Below are 17144 nucleotides of genomic sequence, written 5' to 3' on the forward strand. Positions count from 1 at the left end.
TTTACAATTAAACAACTAAAAATTGAGCTTACTGATATGGCTAATAGTGAGTTATAGTCTAGCTTATATTAATGATAATCTAAGAAAATGATTGAATTAACAGACAATAATATGACATCAAACCTCTCGTTAGAAAATACCCAATCGACTTGTATCGGTAATAAAAATACTGACATCGCATTTTACTTACCTAACCCACCGACTCTACCAGCCAATATTCACTATGATAACCCGCACTTTATCAAACAAATTATTGAGCTAAACGGCAATCATTGGCGAAAAATTGTCACTATTATGGCTAAAATTATTGCCCACTCTGATTCTGCGGATGCGTGGCGAGAATGCCGAGAAGATCTATTTTTACCATCACCCCAAAAGTTAACCGTTAAATTATTAATCAACCACACCACGCTTAATCCCGATGCAAAGGTGCATATAATTTGTGGTCAGCAGGCGTTAGAGGAATTGCAACAGCACGCTTTGTCAAAGGCTGAGTCATTAAACAATTTCGATATAAACCAAGCTATATTGCACGCTAAGCCAATAGATGAAAAACAAAAAATAATGGCGCATAAGCAGGTACTTATTACGCCATATTTAGATTATCGTCAATTTTCGAATCAACAAATAAGTGTCGTCAGAGATTACATCAACAAGCTGCTTTAAAGGATACTCGTTTAGTCAGTCGCCACAAATGTTAATCATAAATCGTTGGGATCGGCTGACGTTTATGCTGAGTACGTTTATAGATGCCAATTAATTTGTCTTCTACGCTCGAATCAACCGACTTACCTTCTAAAAAGTCATCGATTTGATCATATGAAAGCCCAAGTGCGACTTCATCTTCAAGTTGCGGTTTATCATCTTCTAAATCCGCTGTTGGTGCTTTCTTAACAAGTACATCTGGCGCACCTAAAAAGCTCGCTAGCTGGCGTACTTGGCGTTTATTTAAACCAAATAATGGCGCTAAATCACAAGCGCCGTCACCAAATTTGGTGTAAAAACCAGTAATATTTTCAGCGCTATGATCGGTACCAACCACTAGACCACCAGTAAGGCCAGCAATATGATACTGAGCAATCATTCGCATACGGGCTTTAACGTTACCACGAACAAAATCGAGATTGTCATTTTCAGCTACCGCGATCCCAGCATCCTCAAGCCCGGATACTGTAGCGTTATGCACACCAACCACACCATCAGCAATATTGACGGTCACTTGCTTTGAAGGCTGGATAAATTGACACGCCAATTGCGCTTCATCTTCATCTTTTTGAACTTGATAAGGCAAGCGCACTGCTACGAATTGATAAACTTGCTCTGAATTTGATTCATTTAAGCTATCAACCGCTAATTGACATAATCTTCCCGTGACAGATGAGTCAACACCACCACTGATACCTAACACTAAACAGCGAGCGTGCGCTTCAACTAATTTAGTTTTAAGAAAAGCCACTCGGCGCTCAACTTCATAAGCTGGTTCAATAGCCTTAAGTACTTTCATCTCTCTTAAGATTTGTCCCTTCACAATGCTCTCCAATTAGCTTTTAGAATTTGATTTAGTTGCCATTTTTATTAGCAGTTGTTCACTGGCCAATAATTCTACTTACAACGAGGTAGTTGCCAGTTACCTCAACATCCTACTTAATTTTATCTCATCAACCAAGTACATCTTGTGCTTATTTACTTATTATCAATGCCAATAAAAAAGGCGACCATACTGCTATGGTCGCCTTTTAAACAAATTTAAAAACGTTGTAAAACTACAGAAATATTATCTTTCCCAGTATGACTCTTCTAAGCTATCTTCTCGTTCTGGAAGACCGCGAGACAATCTTGGGCTATGTTGTGCTAATACTTCATAAGCCACACGGTTAGCGTATTTACATACTTGCGAGAATGACGAATAACACAAACCATCACGCTGATGTTTACTTGAACCAGGTACATTGGTTTTATGGAAGGTATTCGCCGATAAATCATGCAGTAATGCAGCTAATGCGCCATCGCCTGCACCATTGGTATTTCTGATTAATTCAGGTCCGCCCATATAAGGAGAAATATGCGCAAATACTTTTATCGGCGTTTCACAATCTGCTTTTAATTTAGGACGAGAAAACTCAAAACGGTTAAATTCTGGAATGGCGCCCGGCAATAAAGTATGGCTCGTTGCACGTTTTTCAGAATCTTCAGTATAACCTGCAGTGTATAAGCCTAACGGACCTGCTGTACAAAGTACCATATCAGCCCACTCTAGTGCTGCATCGCTCGCTAGTAACGGGTCACTAAAGCCTGTTAACGCTTCGCCTTCATCTTCATTCATCGCCAAAATAGTCACATTGTCACGAATGAAATCCTGCCACCATTTTGGATCTTCTTGAATTAAAAAGCGCGTACCTAATGTAAGCACTACTGGCACATCAGCCGCTTTAGCATACTCGATCGCTTGCATCGCAGCTGATGTCATGCCATCGCCTTCACTTGCACGCATTAAATACGCCGTGATCACTAAAGCTGAACTGTTTTGTACCACTTCCTTATCGATATACTCAGGGGTGAGTTTATCCATTGAACCTTTACTAATCGCAAATGTTCTTTCGCCATCTTCAGAGATAAGGGTAAAACAACGGCCAATAGGGCCATCAACGGGTTGCAGGTAGTTCAAATCAACTTTCGAAGAGGTATTACATAGGTAACGGTATGCATAGCTACCAACCATGATATTTTGGCTCATCACACCGAACAGTACTGAACGATCATCAGCCAATATGGAGTAGTTGTGAACTGTATTGCCAATGGTGCCACCAGCAAACTCGTCACTGATCATCTCATTGTTTTTTAGCTCATGATAAAGCTCATGGGCTTGTTGGTCATCAATCAGGGTTGAATTCCCTTTTGGCAGACCATAACGGCTTAATAGCTCGTCTTCTACTTTAGCTTCAATATCTACCAAGGTTTGGTCGATACCGCAAATATAAGTCGATACTGACTGCTCTTGTTGGGTTAACTGAGCCAGTAACGGATCTCTGTTATTTACCGGAAAATAATGCTTAGATTTGCGTTGACCAGGAAACTTCATCTTAAACTCTCTGAGTAGGCATCCGTGCTATAAAGGATAATGGATTGAAACGGCATTTTGCTTATTACCAAACGCTAATTTTAACACAAAAACAATCAACACCAAGATAGATATCTATCTTTGTTATATTTTGTGATGTTGATTTTATTTATGCCATAAAAAAGCCTGCAATGCAGGCTTTTTTATGAACAACAGCAATTGGATACCGTTGTTTAACACATAACGTAGGCGATTAACCTAGTAACTGTTTAACTTGCTCGCTTACAGCGGCAACAGTTTGTGTTCCATCATACTTAGTGTACTGAGTATTACCTTCAGCAGCCACTTTACCGTAGTACTCTACTAACGGTTTAGTTTGCTCGTGGTAAATACCTAAACGCTTACGTACTGTGGTTTCTTCATCATCAGGACGGATAGCTAAATCATCACCCGTCACATCATCTTTACCTTCCACTTTTGGTGGGTTGTAAACGAGGTGATAAACACGACCAGAACCAGAGTGAACACGACGGCCACTCATACGTTTAACGATTTCTTCGTCTGGTACATCAATTTCGATAACGTGATCAATTTCGATACCATTAGCAACCATCGCATCTGCTTGAGGAATTGTGCGTGGGAAACCGTCTAATAAGAAACCTTTAACACAATCATCTTGTGCAATGCGTTCTTTAACTAAACCAATAATTAGATCATCTGATACTAACTGGCCCGCATCCATCACTGATTTGGCTTCTAAGCCTAATGCTGTGCCAGCTTTAATTGCTGCACGAAGCATGTCACCAGTTGAGATCTGTGGGATACCGTACTGCTCCATAATAAACTGAGCTTGTGTACCTTTACCGGCACCAGGGGCACCCAATAGTATAATGCGCATCTCAAAAGTCCTCTTTATTGCTTTCATATTTTTAGGCCGCGATTCTCGCACATTTAACCTCTGTTTAGAAGGTTAAAAGCGAAAGAGTTAGACCAATATCTAATACGTCATGACGTACATAAAAGGGTTGCGTTTAATACAGTAAGCTATATAAACGACGGCGATACTGATTCGCTAAGGTGTTGCCTTGGCCTAACGCTGTAAGTATTTCCATAAACACTTGTTTAACTTTGCCATCAGCTGCCGACAAATCTTTTTGTAAAATCACAAATAAACTGTCTAGTGCTTCTTCACCGCGATTAGCTTGATTAAGCGCTTTGGCTAAATCAATTGAAAGGTTAGCATTGTCCGGTTGCTGCTCAAGGGCTTGTTGTAACTGACGAATTTCTGGAGTGTCAGCGGCATCTTCTGCCAAAGTCAGCTTAGCTTTAAGATTTTGATAATAACTGTCTTGATCGGCAAGGCCTATGGTTGCTAGCAGGGTTTTGGCTTCAGCTAATCCCCCCAGTTGTAAATAGGTATCAACAAGATATAACCCAACCTCAGCTTTTTCACCTGAATCGGCGTAACCGCTTTTTAGTAGTGCTAACGCTTCTTCTAACTTTTCTTTAGTGACATTTTCGTCAGCTAAAATGGCTTTAGCGGCGTTCACATCTTGAACCCATAGTGCGGGTAAATGCTTATTCAATAGCTCATTAACTTGCTCGGCACTTTGAGTACCAGCAAAACCATCTATCGGCTGGCCTTTATTTAACACAAGGTGCGTCGGTAAACTTTGAATTTGAAAGTAGTTGGCAATTTCTAACTCAGCTTCGCAGTTCACTTTAGCGAGAATAAAGCGACCCGCTTGCTCGTTGGCAATTTGCTCCATCAGCTGCAGCATTTGCACACTTTCAGGCTGTTGCTGCGCCCAAAAAGACATAACAACAAAGTTATCCATTGAGGCATCAACAACCTGCTGAATGTTCTCTTTGGTTAAATTAATAATATGTTCCATCGTGGATCCTTGTTAGCCATCCTTCAAACCAGTATCACACTGGCTATAAATGAATGCTAATAAAAAGCGGACACTCGGTCCGCTTTTTTATAATGAAGAATGTTTACTTCAAGCTAGCAACTAGCATTTCATTGGTTAGCTTAATGAATGCAGATGGATCCGCTAAGCTGCCTTTTTCAGAAAGTTGTGCTTGCTGAAGCAACAAGTCAGCCCAGTTAGCAAATAACTGCTCATCTTGCTCATTGTTCAAACGCTCAACAAGAGGATGATGCGGGTTAATTTCAAACGTTGGCTTAGACTCAGGTACTGGCTGACCAGCTGATTGCATCAACTTGATCATTTGCGATGACATTTCACCTTCACCAGCAACAACACACGCAGGCGTATCAGTTAAACGAGACGTCACTTTAACGTCTGCAACTTTAGCGCCCAATGCTGTTTTCATACGCTCGACTAGCCCTTCAGCTTCACCAGCTAATTTTTCTTGAGCTTCTTTTTCAGCTGCATCTTCAAGTTCGCCAAGTTCTAAATCACCACGGGTTACTGAATGCAGTTTCTTATCTTTAAATTCAGTTAAATGGTTAATTAACCACTCATCGATGCGCTCTGACATTAACAGAACTTCAATGTCTTTCTTACGCAGTAATTCAAGGTGTGGGCTGTTTGCAGCCGCTTCATGGCTGTCTGCCACGATGTAATAAATCTTGTCTTGACCTTCTTTCATACGGCTAATGTAGTCATCTAGCGATACGTCAGTGGCTGCAGTGTCATTGTGAGTTGAAGCAAAGCGAAGTAAACCAGAGATGCGTTCGCGGTTAGCGAAATCTTCTGCTGGTCCTTCTTTTAATACTTGACCAAATTCAGCCCAAAATGTTTGATACTTCTCAGCATCATTTTTAGCCATTTTTTCAAGCATGCCTAATACACGCTTAGTCACGCCACCACGAAGTGCTTTGGTTACGCTGTTGTCTTGTAAAATTTCACGAGACACGTTTAATGGTAAATCGTTTGAGTCGATTAACCCTTTAACGAAACGTAAATAAGTCGGCATGAATTGTTCTGCGTCATCCATGATGAATACACGTTGAACAAATAATTTAAGGCCGTTTTTCGCATCACGGTTAAACATATCCCACGGCGCTTTGCTCGGGATATACAGTAGACTTGTGTACTCTTGCTTACCTTCAACGCGGTTATGAGACCAACTAGCAGCATCACCATAATCGTGCGAAATATGCTTGTAGAATTCTTGATACTCTTCATCAGAAATGTCTGACTTGCTACGAGTCCAAAGCGCAGTGGCTTTGTTCATTGGCTTCCACTGACCTTCAGTAGCAGGAATCGCTTCACCGCCCTCTTCAGTCGCTTCAACCGCAGGTGTGCCTTCTTCAAACATTTCTACTGGTACTGAGATATGATCAGAGTACTTAGTAATGATTGAACGTAAACGTGTATCGTCTGCGTATTCTTTTTCTTCATCACGTAAATGTAGAGTGATTTCAGTACCACGGCTGTTTTTAGTAATGGTATCGACAGTAAAGTCGCCTTCACCTTCTGATTCCCACACAACACCTTGGTTAACATCGGCGCCAGCAGCACGAGTACGAACCGTTACTTTGTCTGCAACGATAAATGCAGAGTAGAAACCTACACCGAACTGACCAATAAGTTGTGAATCTTTTGATTCTTCACCAGACAAGTTTTTGAAGAAATCAGCCGTACCTGATTTTGCAATCGTACCTAAATGTTCAATCACACCATCACGTGTCATACCGATACCATTATCTTCAATCGTAACGGTGCCTTTTTCTTTATCGGTACTGATACGAACACGCAGTTCAGTATCGTCTTCAAATAAGGTGTTGTCGGTTAATGCAAGGTAACGCAACTTATCAGCCGCATCGGCCGCATTTGAAACTAGTTCACGTAAGAAAATTTCTTTATTTGAATATAAAGAATGGATCATCAGATGAAGAAGTTGTTTTACTTCGGTTTGAAAGCCATGTGTTTCTTGTTGAGACATGAAAATTTCCCTTGGTTTAACGTTAATACTGCAATTGCACTGAAACCGGTTAAGCTTTCAATACAATTAAAATTCTTTGTTACCTAGGAAATGGGGCGTGAAAATGAGTTTTCAAGGGGATTTTTTTCTGATGCCTAAAAAAAACGCAAAAAGGGCTAAATTAGCCCTTTAATATTCAATTTTGACACGAAGCTGATAATTAGACCGTTCTTTAGGTAAGAATTAACTCTAGATTCAGGACATATTCACAGTTTTGAATTCAAACAATCAGCTTAGAAGTGTTAAATCAAAAGCATCAGTTTATAACGGAATACGACCATTAAATGATAAAGCCAGTGTGGTACTGTCGACATACTCAAGCTCTCCACCCACAGGAACACCATGGGCAATGCGGCTAATTACCACATTATGACGACGAGCAATATCAGCGATAAAGTGCGCAGTTGCGTCGCCTTCGACTGTTGGGTTAGTCGCTAAAATAAGTTCGGTCACATCTTCTGATGATAAATGCTTTTCAAGTAAAGCCAGACCTAACTCTTCTGGTCCGACGCCATCAAGGGGCGACAAATGGCCTAACAGGACAAAGTAACGCCCCATAAAGTGGCCGCCAGCTTCGATAGCCAACACATCAGCAGGGGTTTCTACCACACAAATGGTTCCTGCAGTACCGCGTTTAGGGCTACTGCAAATAGGACATAAATCTTGTTCAGTAAAGGTTCTACAAGCCTGACAATGGCCAACTTCACTCATCGAACGCTCTAGCGCAGTGGCAAGCTTTTGCCCAGCTTTGCGGTTACGCTCTAATAATTGAAACGCCATACGTTGAGCAGACTTAGGCCCAACACCAGGTAAACAACGTAACGATTCAATTAACTCATCGACAAGAGGACTAAATTTCATAACCTAAAAACTGCCTTAGCAGTGCAAGTGCACTAAAAAATGGTATCAGCATCGATAATAAACATCGGCTGAAGAATGGGTGAATTATTATCGTAAGCGTTAAAGATTGCAAAGAGTATCTTGGCTATTGGCTTTAGAATTCGCCTTTATAAGACTCATTAATAAACTCACAGCCAGTTAATCAGCGGTTGAGCGATACCGAAAAACCTCCTCTAAGGGCAAATTAAATACCTCTGCAATTTTAAAGGCGACTTCCAGCGTGGGTGAATACTTATTTGACTCTATGGCCATCACGGTTTGTCTTGTAACACCAATTAATTCAGCTAATTGTTTCTGTGTCATTTCATCATGTAAAAAGCGTAAGGTGCGAATAGAGTTAGATATCCCTACCCCTGCATCATTTTTACCCATAAATATCACCCGTACGCCCTTTATATAATTGTACGCCATAATGAGCGAGTTCTGCGGTTAAAAAAGCCACCAGTAAGATATGCAGCGGCAAATGAGGAATCGTTTCAAACAGTATCGTCTCAGCCTGTTGTTCAATACCATATTGTACCATTGCCAGTACAACACCAACTTGTAAGATCATCGCAGAGTATTTATAACCGACTAAATTAATTTGCTTTTCACGTACATCCATAGGTTGATTAAGTTCATCATCGCTCACAAACGCTAAGGCGATATAACTGATGACCATCAGTACAACCGAATAAATGATCACCTCCAATAACACTCCAGAAATCCATACGGTTGAGGCCAATTCTTCAGCTGATGCATAATACATTCTGCTTAAGTAAATATAAAAAATATAACCCGTCACAATTAAATCCACTGACAGCGTCACTTCTCTAAAACTGGTTTCTTGCAACCACTGATGTACCTTTTGCAAATTACTCATGTTAACTATACCCCACTCCATGTAAAAAATATTTAACCTATATATAATTTATGCTTACTTTTTAGTCGTGTCAAATATTTTTAACCTGAGGTACAGTATTGAATACTTAAGTTGGACCTCATATGACCTCATATGACCTCAGTAGCCTGCCATACCTCAATTAGATTCCATCGGTAAATCACATAGTAAACCATTAAATTTTAAGAAAAATATCTTAAAAATATAATGTAAAACAAATAAAACAGATGGGTAAAAACGAATAAAGGGAATGATGGTGAGTAAATCTTATTGAGTGGCGAGATGGCTTACGTCACAGAAGACAGAGAACCCAGATGGCAAAATCACAGGGGCTAAAACCACTGGGGCTAAAACCACAGAGCATATTAAGCAGAGAGTCCCGCTGCAGGGGCTCTCTGCTTCAAGCTTTTAATAAAATCAGTTAAACGAGTTATATGAGTGAAATGAATTACGCTAGTGCGGCATTACTCGTAGATTGGGGCATCATACTCATAGCCTTCATCGGTGTATGCAGTAACGATAGCATCGTCAACCAACCCCGTTTCAGCCTTAACTTGGGTTTCAAAGAAATGTTGAATTTGCTTCCTACGACCATGTGCGGACCATGAATCTGCATTATCCCAAATTTCATTAAAAACGATTGGGTATTCATTTCGACTTGCACTTGAATGATCGATTTGTCGAGTAAGCATGTATTGAATACAACCTTCTTCACGATATGAGTCAGGCTCAAGCGCTTTCAGTATTTCAAATAATTCAGCTTCCTTACCCGCTTTCGGCTTAAACTGAGCCAATACATATACACGACTTGTCATTATATTCCCCTACTTTCCAATTGGTTACTTCCGATGCTAGTACAGTACCTTACAATGCATTATTAACACAACTCGCTATAAGTCATCGCACACTAGCACATATAAAAAATGTATATAAAAGTACAATGATATTTGTGGAGATTTATACATATAACCGACCCCTGCACACCTCGAAGACAACCAGCGGTTTCTTTATTTTATAAATTTAATCGTCTGCTATGTTTTAACTTTAGTTGTTAAACCAAACTTCAATGGGCAACGTATTAGAAATAAACAATGAATCATCAGGTGAACCACATGTTGTCAATATTCAAACGTGACCCATTAAAGAAGCTCAATAAAGCCTATGAAATCAAGCTTGAACAAGCGATGCATGCCCAAAGGAAGGGAGATATTAAATCCTATTCAATGATCACAGCTGAAGCTGAATTAATTGCAGATAAAATACAGGCGCTTGAGAACACATCGAACACTTAACGCCGCTTTAAGTGAAAATGCCCAAGTTATTATCCTTTTATCTAAACACCTATTATCTAAACACTTATTATCTATAACTTATTAAAATGGGCAACCATTATGCTGGCGCTCAACGTCCGCTGGGGGCATTGTAAAAGATGGTTGAAATCAGTTTCTAACAAAAAGCCCAAGTCGATGACTTGGGCTTTTAATTGATTCAACAATCGAGCTTAGCTAAATGCTTAGCCAGTAATTTGTTGTCTTAGAATGGCATTTTCATTCCTGGCGGTAATTGCATACCACCGGTGACTTCTGCCATTTTAGTCTTTTGATTTTCTTCGATGCGACGTGCTGCGTCGTTGAATGCTGCAGCAATAAGGTCTTCCAACATCTCTTTGTCATCTTCCATCAAGCTTGGATCGATATCCACTTTACGGATGTTGTGTGCACCTGTCATAGTGACTTTAACTAAACCTGCACCCGCTTCACCAGTCATTTCTGATTGAGCGATCTCTTCTTGCATTTTAGCCATTTTGTCTTGCATCTGTTGGGCTTGTTTCATTAAGTTGCCCATACCGCCTTTTCCAAACATAGTCTTTTCTCTTAATTAGGTTATTAGCAAGCAGCCAAAGTGGGGCTAATCTTACTGAAAAAAAATAAATTGGCAATAAATCTCAGTTTATTGCTATCAAACTTTTGAAGCTGCTACCGCTTTAGCCCATTTATTGTGCAACTAAAGCTGGAATTTGTTGACCAATGGCCTGTAATTTCTCTGCGGGATACACCAAGGTATCCGGATTTAACTGCGCAGCCAATCGTGTGAACATCCATTGTACTTTGTCATCATTAATTAAAGCGTAATTTGCATTAGCTAATAATTCACGATGGAATCTTTTTCTTAATTCTAGGGGCGTTTCATGTTTTCTGTCTAAACCGACTGTCACTTCAACAGTTGTTGACTCACCAAAATGCTCTGTTAACGCAATCTGTAATTGGTCAATAGCCACATCTGCTGCTAGATGCTTCTGATCAGGCTTTAACAATAACGGAATGGGATTATCTAAGCGCTGACAAACAGAATTGACCGCTAATTGTCTTACACGACCGCCAATACTCAGCGATGCCATCACTTTATACCAATGTAAGTCTAGCTCATCACCAGATATATCGTGCTCACCGTTTATCGCCAGTGCCGTTGAAGGCTGTGTATCCTTCGTTGCAGTTGGTACTAATGATTGAGGTGCTAATGATTGAGGTGCTAATGACTGAGGTGCTGCAGTCGTTGCAGAAACAGTCTCAGATTGACCATGTCCTACCGGTTCGAGGTGATTCGTAGCAGAATGTGCCTCACCACTCGAACTTGTATCACTATTAAGGGCAACTTGCTCAGTATCTTGAGCATTTTCAGTGATGCTTTCTTTTGTTAATAAGGCTTGAGCCATAGGCGGCTCAATCGCCCCTTCTGGTTTAACCCACGGCGCTTTATCGTTTTCATTATTAACAGAGTCAACAGCACTATCAACCGACGTTTTTGCCTGATTGCTGTCACCTATATCAGATGACTCAATTGTTGCATTTCCTTCTGCGGCATTTTTACTGCGTGGTGCGGGTACCTTTATACTAGGACTCGCTGCCGCCTGTTGCTTTTTTGCTTGCTCACCTTCCGTTGCCAGTGAGTTTACGTCAGCTTTTAATGAATCATTGGTGGCCAACACGGCATCAAGCAAAGCATCTAAATCTGCCGTTTCTTCCGCCGTTGGCTCTGGTGTAGGGTTTGGTGCTGCTTCAGATGCTGTTTCTGAAATAACGGCCGCGTTAGTTTCAACAGCTCGCGTTTGTTGCGAGTTCGCTGCTAATTGAGCATCGGTATACTGACTGTCAGAGAAAGCACTCATATCATCATGCTGATAATCATCCATTGAGCCTTCAGCGCTTGCTTGCGCAAATTGCTCATAAGTATCCATCGGCATGCCATCATGGTCATTTGATGGTAACTGAGGCTGCGACTCTGGTGTTTGCACCTCTTGTACCGGTACTTGATTTGTTACTTGTTCAGTCTTCGACTCTACTTCTTGCTCGGGCTTTTGCTCAAGCTTTTGTTGAGTGACTGCTTGTTGCTCAAAGCCTAAACTGCTGGCTTGGCTTAACAATATGGCTTGTTCAGCCGCAAGCGCTGCATCAGACTTATCTTCTGTTGCAGGAGCATCAGCTGATTGAGCCATTAACTCAGGTTCATGTTTAAGCTCTGGTTTAAGTTCTGGTTTTGGTGTTAGTTCTGGTTCTGACTCTGGTTTCAGTTCAGGCTTAACTTCCGCTGTCGCAACTGATTTAATCGCTGATGCAGCAATTGTTTCGGCGCTAGGTGCTGCAGGCAAACTTATTTGCGCGGCATCATCTGTGTACCAACGCTTTACTGGTTTTTCAGGTACAAAGGCAATTGCTCGCAACAATGCCATTTCTAACCCTGATTTAGGATCAGGTGCAAACGCCAGTTCTTTGCGGCCAGTTAACAATAATTGATAGTAGAGCTGAACTTGCTCAGGCGTTAATTGCTCAGCAAAAGCTAAAATATGTTCGCTGTATAATGATTGCTGCGCTGCAGCGGGGGCGAACTGGCTCAAGGTTATCTGATGCAATAGCTCTAATAAGCTGCGTAACACTTCGTCGGCATCTGCGCCAAAACTTAGAACCTGTTGAATGGTCTGCATCAAATTGGCGACATCTGCATCACACAGCGCTTTTAATAGTGCCAGCACTTGCTGCGCATCAATACTGCCCAACATAGATTGAACTTGTTGATGCATTACTTGGCCACTGCCAAATGCGATTGCTTGATCCGTTAGGCTTAATGCATCTCGCATACTGCCGTTCGCAGCTTTAGCCAGTAAGTCTAGTGCTTGAGGTTCGTACTCTAATTGCTCTTGAGTCAATATGAAGTCTAATTGCTTAGCAATTTCATCTTGAGAAAGGCTTTTTAAATTAAACTGCAAACAGCGAGATAATACCGTAACTGGTAGTTTTTGCGGGTCAGTTGTAGCAAGCAGGAATTTAACATGCTCAGGCGGCTCTTCAAGCGTTTTAAGCAAGGCATTAAAACTACTTCGAGATAGCATGTGCACTTCATCGATAAGGTACACTTTAAAGCGACCACGTGATGGCTTGTACTGTACATTGTCCAGTAATTCACGGGTGTCATCCACTTTGGTACGCGACGCCGCATCGACTTCAATTAAGTCGACAAAACGCCCTTGGGCAATTTCAACACAACTAGAACATACACCACAAGGCGTTGATGTTACGCCTTGTTCACAGTTTAATCCTTTAGCAAATAGCCGAGCTAAACTGGTTTTACCGACACCTCGAGTGCCGGTAAATAAGTATGCGTGATGTAAGCGCTGCTGAGTTAATGCATTTGTTAGAGCTAATAAGACGTGTGATTGTCCTACCATTTCTTCAAATTTTGCAGGGCGCCACTTACGGGCTAACACCTGATAAGACATGGAATTCCCCAAGCTTTAATAAAACGGGATGATTACGATTAATTTTACCCGAAAATAAAAATAACAATAACATGCAAGTGATTCTGGCGCTATTGATACACTATTTGCTGGGTGGGTTTGGCGAAGTATTATACCAATTCCATCAAATCGAATCGGAACCTTGAACAGCGTGATGGGTTTAATCTGAAGAGTTTCAACTTATTCGTTAATCGTTGCGATAGTCAATGCCATAACCGATGTAACAAATAGAGCAAGCAGAGCAATGTTCAACACTGCCCTGCCCAGTAGAGTGCTAAAGAGGTTTACTCGCCCTCAAACTCACATAAGGTTAGGATATCGATACCTAACGCTTCGATACGCTTCTCGCCGCCAATATCAGGCAATGAGATAACAAATGCAGCATGAGCAACATCGCCACCGAGTTCACGAATTAACTTTACAGTAGCTTCGATAGTGCCGCCAGTTGCAAGCAAATCATCAACTACAAGTACTTTATCACCTGGTTTGATGGCATCAACGTGGATTTCTAATGTGTCTTTGCCGTATTCAAGATCATAGGTTTGCGAAATCGTCTTTCTTGGTAGTTTGCCTGGCTTACGTACAGGAACGAAGCCAATACCCAGTTCCAATGCTAATGGTGCACCAAATAAGAAGCCACGCGCTTCAGTGCCAACCACTTTGGTAAATCCAAGCGACTTATAGTGTTCAACAAATAATGCGATGGTCGCTTTATAAGCCTCTGCATCTTCTAATAAGCTGGTGACATCGCGAAACATAATGCCTGGAATTGGATAATCAGGAATGGCTTTAATGCTGTCTTTGATTAACGCTAAGCTGGTTGGATTCATAGTCATATTGATTCGTCTATTTAAAAAGGAATGGATTAATAGCCATGGTGCAATTCTGATTAAACTGAATTTGCAAATATAGTATCTGGCATATCACTCGATTTGGCTGATAGTAAGCATGTTTGAGAAGAGTTGCAACTAACGAGCAAAATACCAGCAACTTTTAATCTAACTCTGGGATCTGCCACATAAAAAGCAATAGCACACATAACATACAAACCAACATGATTTGTACCCACAATAATGGCACGATAGCAATACTGACGACGAAACTTAACGTTGTCATAATCATGGCTTTGCGCTTTAACTTTTTATTTATTGATCGTTTGTTTTGCCAGTCATTCAAACCTTGAGAAAACCATGGATGGGTCATTAACCAATGATGAAGTCTGTCACTTGAGCGTGCAAAACAATATGCCGCAAGCAAGATAAAAGGCACTGTGGGTAGCAATGGCACGACAATACCAATTGTACCTAGCGTTACGCTGGTTAAACCAACAATCACAAAAAAGCCGCGCTTTAACGACATATCTCTCCAGGGCCAAATCAAAAAAACCATTCAATAGAATGGTTTTTGGGTAACCGATACTATCAAAAATAGTCCGGTATAATAACTGAGATTGGCAGTTAAATTAAGCCTGCAAGTCTCAAAGCTGAAATAGAAGCTGGTAATGTTGGTAATAGCAAAACAAGGATAAAACCAATAAAATACAAAATGTTAAATGGGTCTTTAAACGGCTGACTCATGTTATTAGATTCCTAAGAGTATTGTTAACCACCTTCTGGCAGCGTGAACTGGATCACAAAATTCGCGCTATTGTAAGTAAAAAGGTCGTCAATAAAAACCATAAAATAACTGTGCCATTTATTCTGCTTTATCTAGATTATTTATCGTGCAAATAATGCCCTTCTCTGCCAATTGCTGCAGCATCTGCAAGCAACCATTTGATAAGGCTTCACTGCTCATTTGCGGGTAGGAAGTTTGTAACCAACCAATAATATCACTCAAGTAGCAATTATCGGTTTGACTGATAAAACCGAGGACTTGGGCCGTAAGCGGGTTTAATTGTAAAAACACCACTTCATCATCAACATCTCGATATACGCAAAAACTGTATGCTTGTTCACTAGGCTCTGTTGGTTGATAATCAACACTAATATGCTGCACTTCATAGTGATACTGAGTCACAGTAGCCTTAGAAGATAAGCTTAGGGGCAACTCCGTTATCATTTCAGCTGATAGAGGCTGTTCGTTTTCATTATCAAATACGGTGGCAATGTATAACTCTAACCATTCATAATGCGCCAACTCCACCATAAAAGCTGGATCGTAATCTACCGTTTGATAACAGGTTTGTAGGAACGCAATAAACTCTTGAGATATTTCGATGAATATCGGTGTTTTACAATCAAAACTAACAAAAAATGCCTGTATAAGCTTACGCCATGCGTCATCAGTATAAAGTGACTTTAAAACTGGAAACGCACCAGAGACAAAGCCATCAACATTATTGAAAAAAAGTTCTCTGTATACTGTCATCCGCTCTAACGTCAACCCATCTGGTAATGGGTTACTAGGGTCGCGAATGTAATCCATAAAGGATTGTTGAGTGTCAATAAAGTTCATTAAGCACTCCTGATCTTTGTTGCAGTTAACGCTTGCTGCTGATATTGATGGATTTGATTAATCTCAAGCAATAACTCTGGTGTTTTAGGAATGTTAAAGTCTCGCTCTAATAATGTCGGAAATACCCCATGCAACTGGTAACTTTGTTGTAAAAGGGCCCATACAGGATCGATAACATCTGCGCCGTGAGTATCTACCATCAATTCAGGTGTTTCTTCATAATGACCTGCAATGTGCATGTATTCGATACGATCAGTTGGCATTGACGCTAAAAATTGTGCAGCGTCATATTGGTGATTAATGGAGTTCACATAGATGTTATTGACATCGAGTAGTAATTTACAGTCCGCCTCAGTAAGGACAGCATTAACAAATTGTTGTTCATTCATCTGCGCCCCAGGCGCTGCGTAAAAAGAAACATTTTCAAGAATAAAAGGCCGTTCTAAAATATCTTCAACTTGCTTAATTCTTTTGGCTACGTAACTGACCGCTTCTTCTGTAAACGGGATTGGCATCAAGTCATACATATGGCCCGTACCAGAACAGTAGCTAAGATGTTCTGAGTAAATATTGATTTGATGTAAGTCGAGAAAGGCTTTGATGTTTTTAACGAAATCAGTATCAAGCTTTTCAGGGCTACCAATTGATAAAGAAAGTCCATGACAAAAAAACTCGTGCTGTTCAGTTAACTGCCTAAACTGTTTGCCAAATTTGCCACCCAGAGTCATCCAATTTTCAGGTGCGACTTCAAAGAAGTCGATTTCATCAGGTACTTGCTGACAAAACTCATCAAGCATCTCTCGGCGTAAACCCAGCCCCACTGTTGCTTGCTTTGCCATTACAACACTCCATTTATGACTTTTTATCAATTAAAAAGGCCTGCATAACAGGCCTTATCATGACGTACTTTACGCTGACAATAAACACTCTATGGGGTAAAAAAATGTTTATCCGCTAAAGTAAATAAATAAGCAAACTAATTACTTAGCACCGCCACATTTACCTTCACCACACTTACCTTCTTTAGCTTTACCTTCAGCAGCTTTTTTCATATCGCCGCCGCATTTACCTTCACCACATTTGCCTTCTTTGGCTTTTTTCAT

The 17144-nt window shown here is 40.7% G+C and carries 17 protein-coding genes; 2 read left to right on the forward strand and 15 right to left on the reverse strand.

From position 1 onward, the window contains the following. The first annotated feature begins 87 nt into the window (after positions 1-87). A complete protein-coding gene (locus tag BCU84_RS12440; RefSeq protein ID WP_102528406.1) occupies positions 88-666 on the forward strand; it encodes a hypothetical protein in 579 nt (192 codons plus the stop codon). Between the two features lie 31 nt (positions 667-697). Here the strand turns inward: BCU84_RS12440 and nadE are convergent, their stop codons facing one another. The 9 genes from nadE to BCU84_RS12485 all read right to left on the reverse strand — a co-directional run bounded on the left by nadE (position 698) and on the right by BCU84_RS12485 (position 9610). Continuing rightward, on the reverse strand, positions 698-1528 hold the full coding sequence (gene nadE / locus BCU84_RS12445) for an ammonia-dependent NAD(+) synthetase (protein ID WP_102528407.1): 831 nt from the start codon (positions 1526-1528) through the stop codon (positions 698-700). A gap of 246 nt (positions 1529-1774) precedes the next feature. Further along, entirely contained in the window at positions 1775-3079 is a 1305-nt protein-coding gene (locus BCU84_RS12450) for an inosine/guanosine kinase (RefSeq protein WP_102528408.1), read from the reverse strand. A 232-nt stretch (positions 3080-3311) separates the two neighbouring features. Beyond that, positions 3312-3956 carry an adenylate kinase gene (gene adk / locus BCU84_RS12455; RefSeq protein ID WP_102528409.1) on the reverse strand — a complete coding sequence of 215 codons (645 nt, stop codon included), beginning with the start codon at positions 3954-3956 and terminating at the stop codon, positions 3312-3314. A 133-nt stretch (positions 3957-4089) separates the two neighbouring features. Beyond that, entirely contained in the window at positions 4090-4953 is an 864-nt protein-coding gene (locus BCU84_RS12460) for a tetratricopeptide repeat protein (RefSeq protein WP_102528410.1), read from the reverse strand. A gap of 103 nt (positions 4954-5056) precedes the next feature. Continuing rightward, positions 5057-6976 carry a molecular chaperone HtpG gene (gene htpG / locus BCU84_RS12465; protein WP_102528411.1) on the reverse strand — a complete coding sequence of 640 codons (1920 nt, stop codon included), beginning with the start codon at positions 6974-6976 and terminating at the stop codon, positions 5057-5059. 300 nt (positions 6977-7276) lie between these two features. Then, positions 7277-7876, reverse strand: coding sequence for a recombination mediator RecR (gene recR / locus BCU84_RS12470; RefSeq protein WP_102528412.1), 600 nt, complete (start codon positions 7874-7876; stop codon positions 7277-7279). Between the two features lie 177 nt (positions 7877-8053). Next, positions 8054-8287 (reverse strand): helix-turn-helix transcriptional regulator, encoded by a 234-nt coding sequence (locus BCU84_RS12475; protein ID WP_102528413.1) that lies wholly within the window; start codon positions 8285-8287, stop codon positions 8054-8056. Then, entirely contained in the window at positions 8280-8777 is a 498-nt protein-coding gene (locus tag BCU84_RS12480; RefSeq protein WP_102528414.1) for a hypothetical protein, read from the reverse strand. The genes BCU84_RS12475 and BCU84_RS12480 overlap by 8 nt, the downstream gene beginning before the upstream one ends. 482 nt (positions 8778-9259) lie before the next feature. Further along, a complete protein-coding gene (locus BCU84_RS12485; protein WP_102528415.1) occupies positions 9260-9610 on the reverse strand; it encodes an antibiotic biosynthesis monooxygenase in 351 nt (116 codons plus the stop codon). Between the two features lie 297 nt (positions 9611-9907). Between BCU84_RS12485 and BCU84_RS12490 the strand changes: the two genes are divergently transcribed. Then, positions 9908-10087: a DUF6435 family protein gene (locus BCU84_RS12490; RefSeq protein WP_102528416.1), complete on the forward strand. Its 180-nt coding sequence runs from the start codon at positions 9908-9910 to the stop codon at positions 10085-10087. A gap of 241 nt (positions 10088-10328) precedes the next feature. On the opposite strand, the gene BCU84_RS12495 is transcribed toward BCU84_RS12490, so the two are convergent. The 6 genes from BCU84_RS12495 to BCU84_RS12525 all read right to left on the reverse strand — a co-directional run bounded on the left by BCU84_RS12495 (position 10329) and on the right by BCU84_RS12525 (position 16880). Continuing rightward, the gene (locus BCU84_RS12495) at positions 10329-10658 is read right to left on the reverse strand and encodes a YbaB/EbfC family nucleoid-associated protein (protein ID WP_102528417.1); all 330 of its coding nucleotides are present in this window, start codon (positions 10656-10658) and stop codon (positions 10329-10331) included. A gap of 130 nt (positions 10659-10788) precedes the next feature. Further along, positions 10789-13566: a DNA polymerase III subunit gamma/tau gene (dnaX, locus tag BCU84_RS12500; RefSeq protein ID WP_102528418.1), complete on the reverse strand. Its 2778-nt coding sequence runs from the start codon at positions 13564-13566 to the stop codon at positions 10789-10791. 302 nt (positions 13567-13868) lie between these two features. Further along, on the reverse strand, positions 13869-14420 hold the full coding sequence (gene apt / locus BCU84_RS12505) for an adenine phosphoribosyltransferase (protein ID WP_198589576.1): 552 nt from the start codon (positions 14418-14420) through the stop codon (positions 13869-13871). A 157-nt stretch (positions 14421-14577) separates the two neighbouring features. Continuing rightward, positions 14578-14943 (reverse strand): YbaN family protein, encoded by a 366-nt coding sequence (locus BCU84_RS12510; RefSeq protein ID WP_102528419.1) that lies wholly within the window; start codon positions 14941-14943, stop codon positions 14578-14580. Between the two features lie 336 nt (positions 14944-15279). Then, positions 15280-16041: a putative DNA-binding domain-containing protein gene (locus BCU84_RS12520; RefSeq protein WP_102528421.1), complete on the reverse strand. Its 762-nt coding sequence runs from the start codon at positions 16039-16041 to the stop codon at positions 15280-15282. Beyond that, positions 16041-16880, reverse strand: coding sequence for a DUF692 domain-containing protein (locus BCU84_RS12525; RefSeq protein WP_102528422.1), 840 nt, complete (start codon positions 16878-16880; stop codon positions 16041-16043). The genes BCU84_RS12520 and BCU84_RS12525 overlap by 1 nt, the downstream gene beginning before the upstream one ends. Positions 16881-17144 lie beyond the last annotated feature (264 nt).

It is taken from the genome of Shewanella sp. 10N.286.51.B7, from assembly GCF_002873615.1.
Lineage (GTDB): Bacteria > Pseudomonadota > Gammaproteobacteria > Enterobacterales > Shewanellaceae > Shewanella > Shewanella electrodiphila.

Bases quoted from the DNA above. Each gene is read 5' to 3' on its own strand.
- BCU84_RS12525 (WP_102528422.1), bottom strand. From the start codon at position 16,880: ATGGCAAAGCAAGCAACAGTGGGGCTGGGTTTACGCCGAGAGATGCTT.
- BCU84_RS12440 (WP_102528406.1), top strand. From the start codon at position 88: ATGATTGAATTAACAGACAATAATATGACATCAAACCTCTCGTTAGAA.
- BCU84_RS12450 (WP_102528408.1), bottom strand. From the start codon at position 3,079: ATGAAGTTTCCTGGTCAACGCAAATCTAAGCATTATTTTCCGGTAAAT.
- adk (WP_102528409.1), bottom strand. From the start codon at position 3,956: ATGCGCATTATACTATTGGGTGCCCCTGGTGCCGGTAAAGGTACACAA.
- apt (WP_198589576.1), bottom strand. From the start codon at position 14,420: ATGACTATGAATCCAACCAGCTTAGCGTTAATCAAAGACAGCATTAAA.
- htpG (WP_102528411.1), bottom strand. From the start codon at position 6,976: ATGTCTCAACAAGAAACACATGGCTTTCAAACCGAAGTAAAACAACTT.
- BCU84_RS12475 (WP_102528413.1), bottom strand. From the start codon at position 8,287: ATGGGTAAAAATGATGCAGGGGTAGGGATATCTAACTCTATTCGCACC.
- BCU84_RS12495 (WP_102528417.1), bottom strand. From the start codon at position 10,658: ATGTTTGGAAAAGGCGGTATGGGCAACTTAATGAAACAAGCCCAACAG.
- BCU84_RS12520 (WP_102528421.1), bottom strand. From the start codon at position 16,041: ATGAACTTTATTGACACTCAACAATCCTTTATGGATTACATTCGCGAC.
- BCU84_RS12490 (WP_102528416.1), top strand. From the start codon at position 9,908: ATGTTGTCAATATTCAAACGTGACCCATTAAAGAAGCTCAATAAAGCC.
- BCU84_RS12510 (WP_102528419.1), bottom strand. From the start codon at position 14,943: ATGTCGTTAAAGCGCGGCTTTTTTGTGATTGTTGGTTTAACCAGCGTA.
- BCU84_RS12460 (WP_102528410.1), bottom strand. From the start codon at position 4,953: ATGGAACATATTATTAATTTAACCAAAGAGAACATTCAGCAGGTTGTT.
- BCU84_RS12480 (WP_102528414.1), bottom strand. From the start codon at position 8,777: ATGAGTAATTTGCAAAAGGTACATCAGTGGTTGCAAGAAACCAGTTTT.
- recR (WP_102528412.1), bottom strand. From the start codon at position 7,876: ATGAAATTTAGTCCTCTTGTCGATGAGTTAATTGAATCGTTACGTTGT.
- dnaX (WP_102528418.1), bottom strand. From the start codon at position 13,566: ATGTCTTATCAGGTGTTAGCCCGTAAGTGGCGCCCTGCAAAATTTGAA.
- BCU84_RS12485 (WP_102528415.1), bottom strand. From the start codon at position 9,610: ATGACAAGTCGTGTATATGTATTGGCTCAGTTTAAGCCGAAAGCGGGT.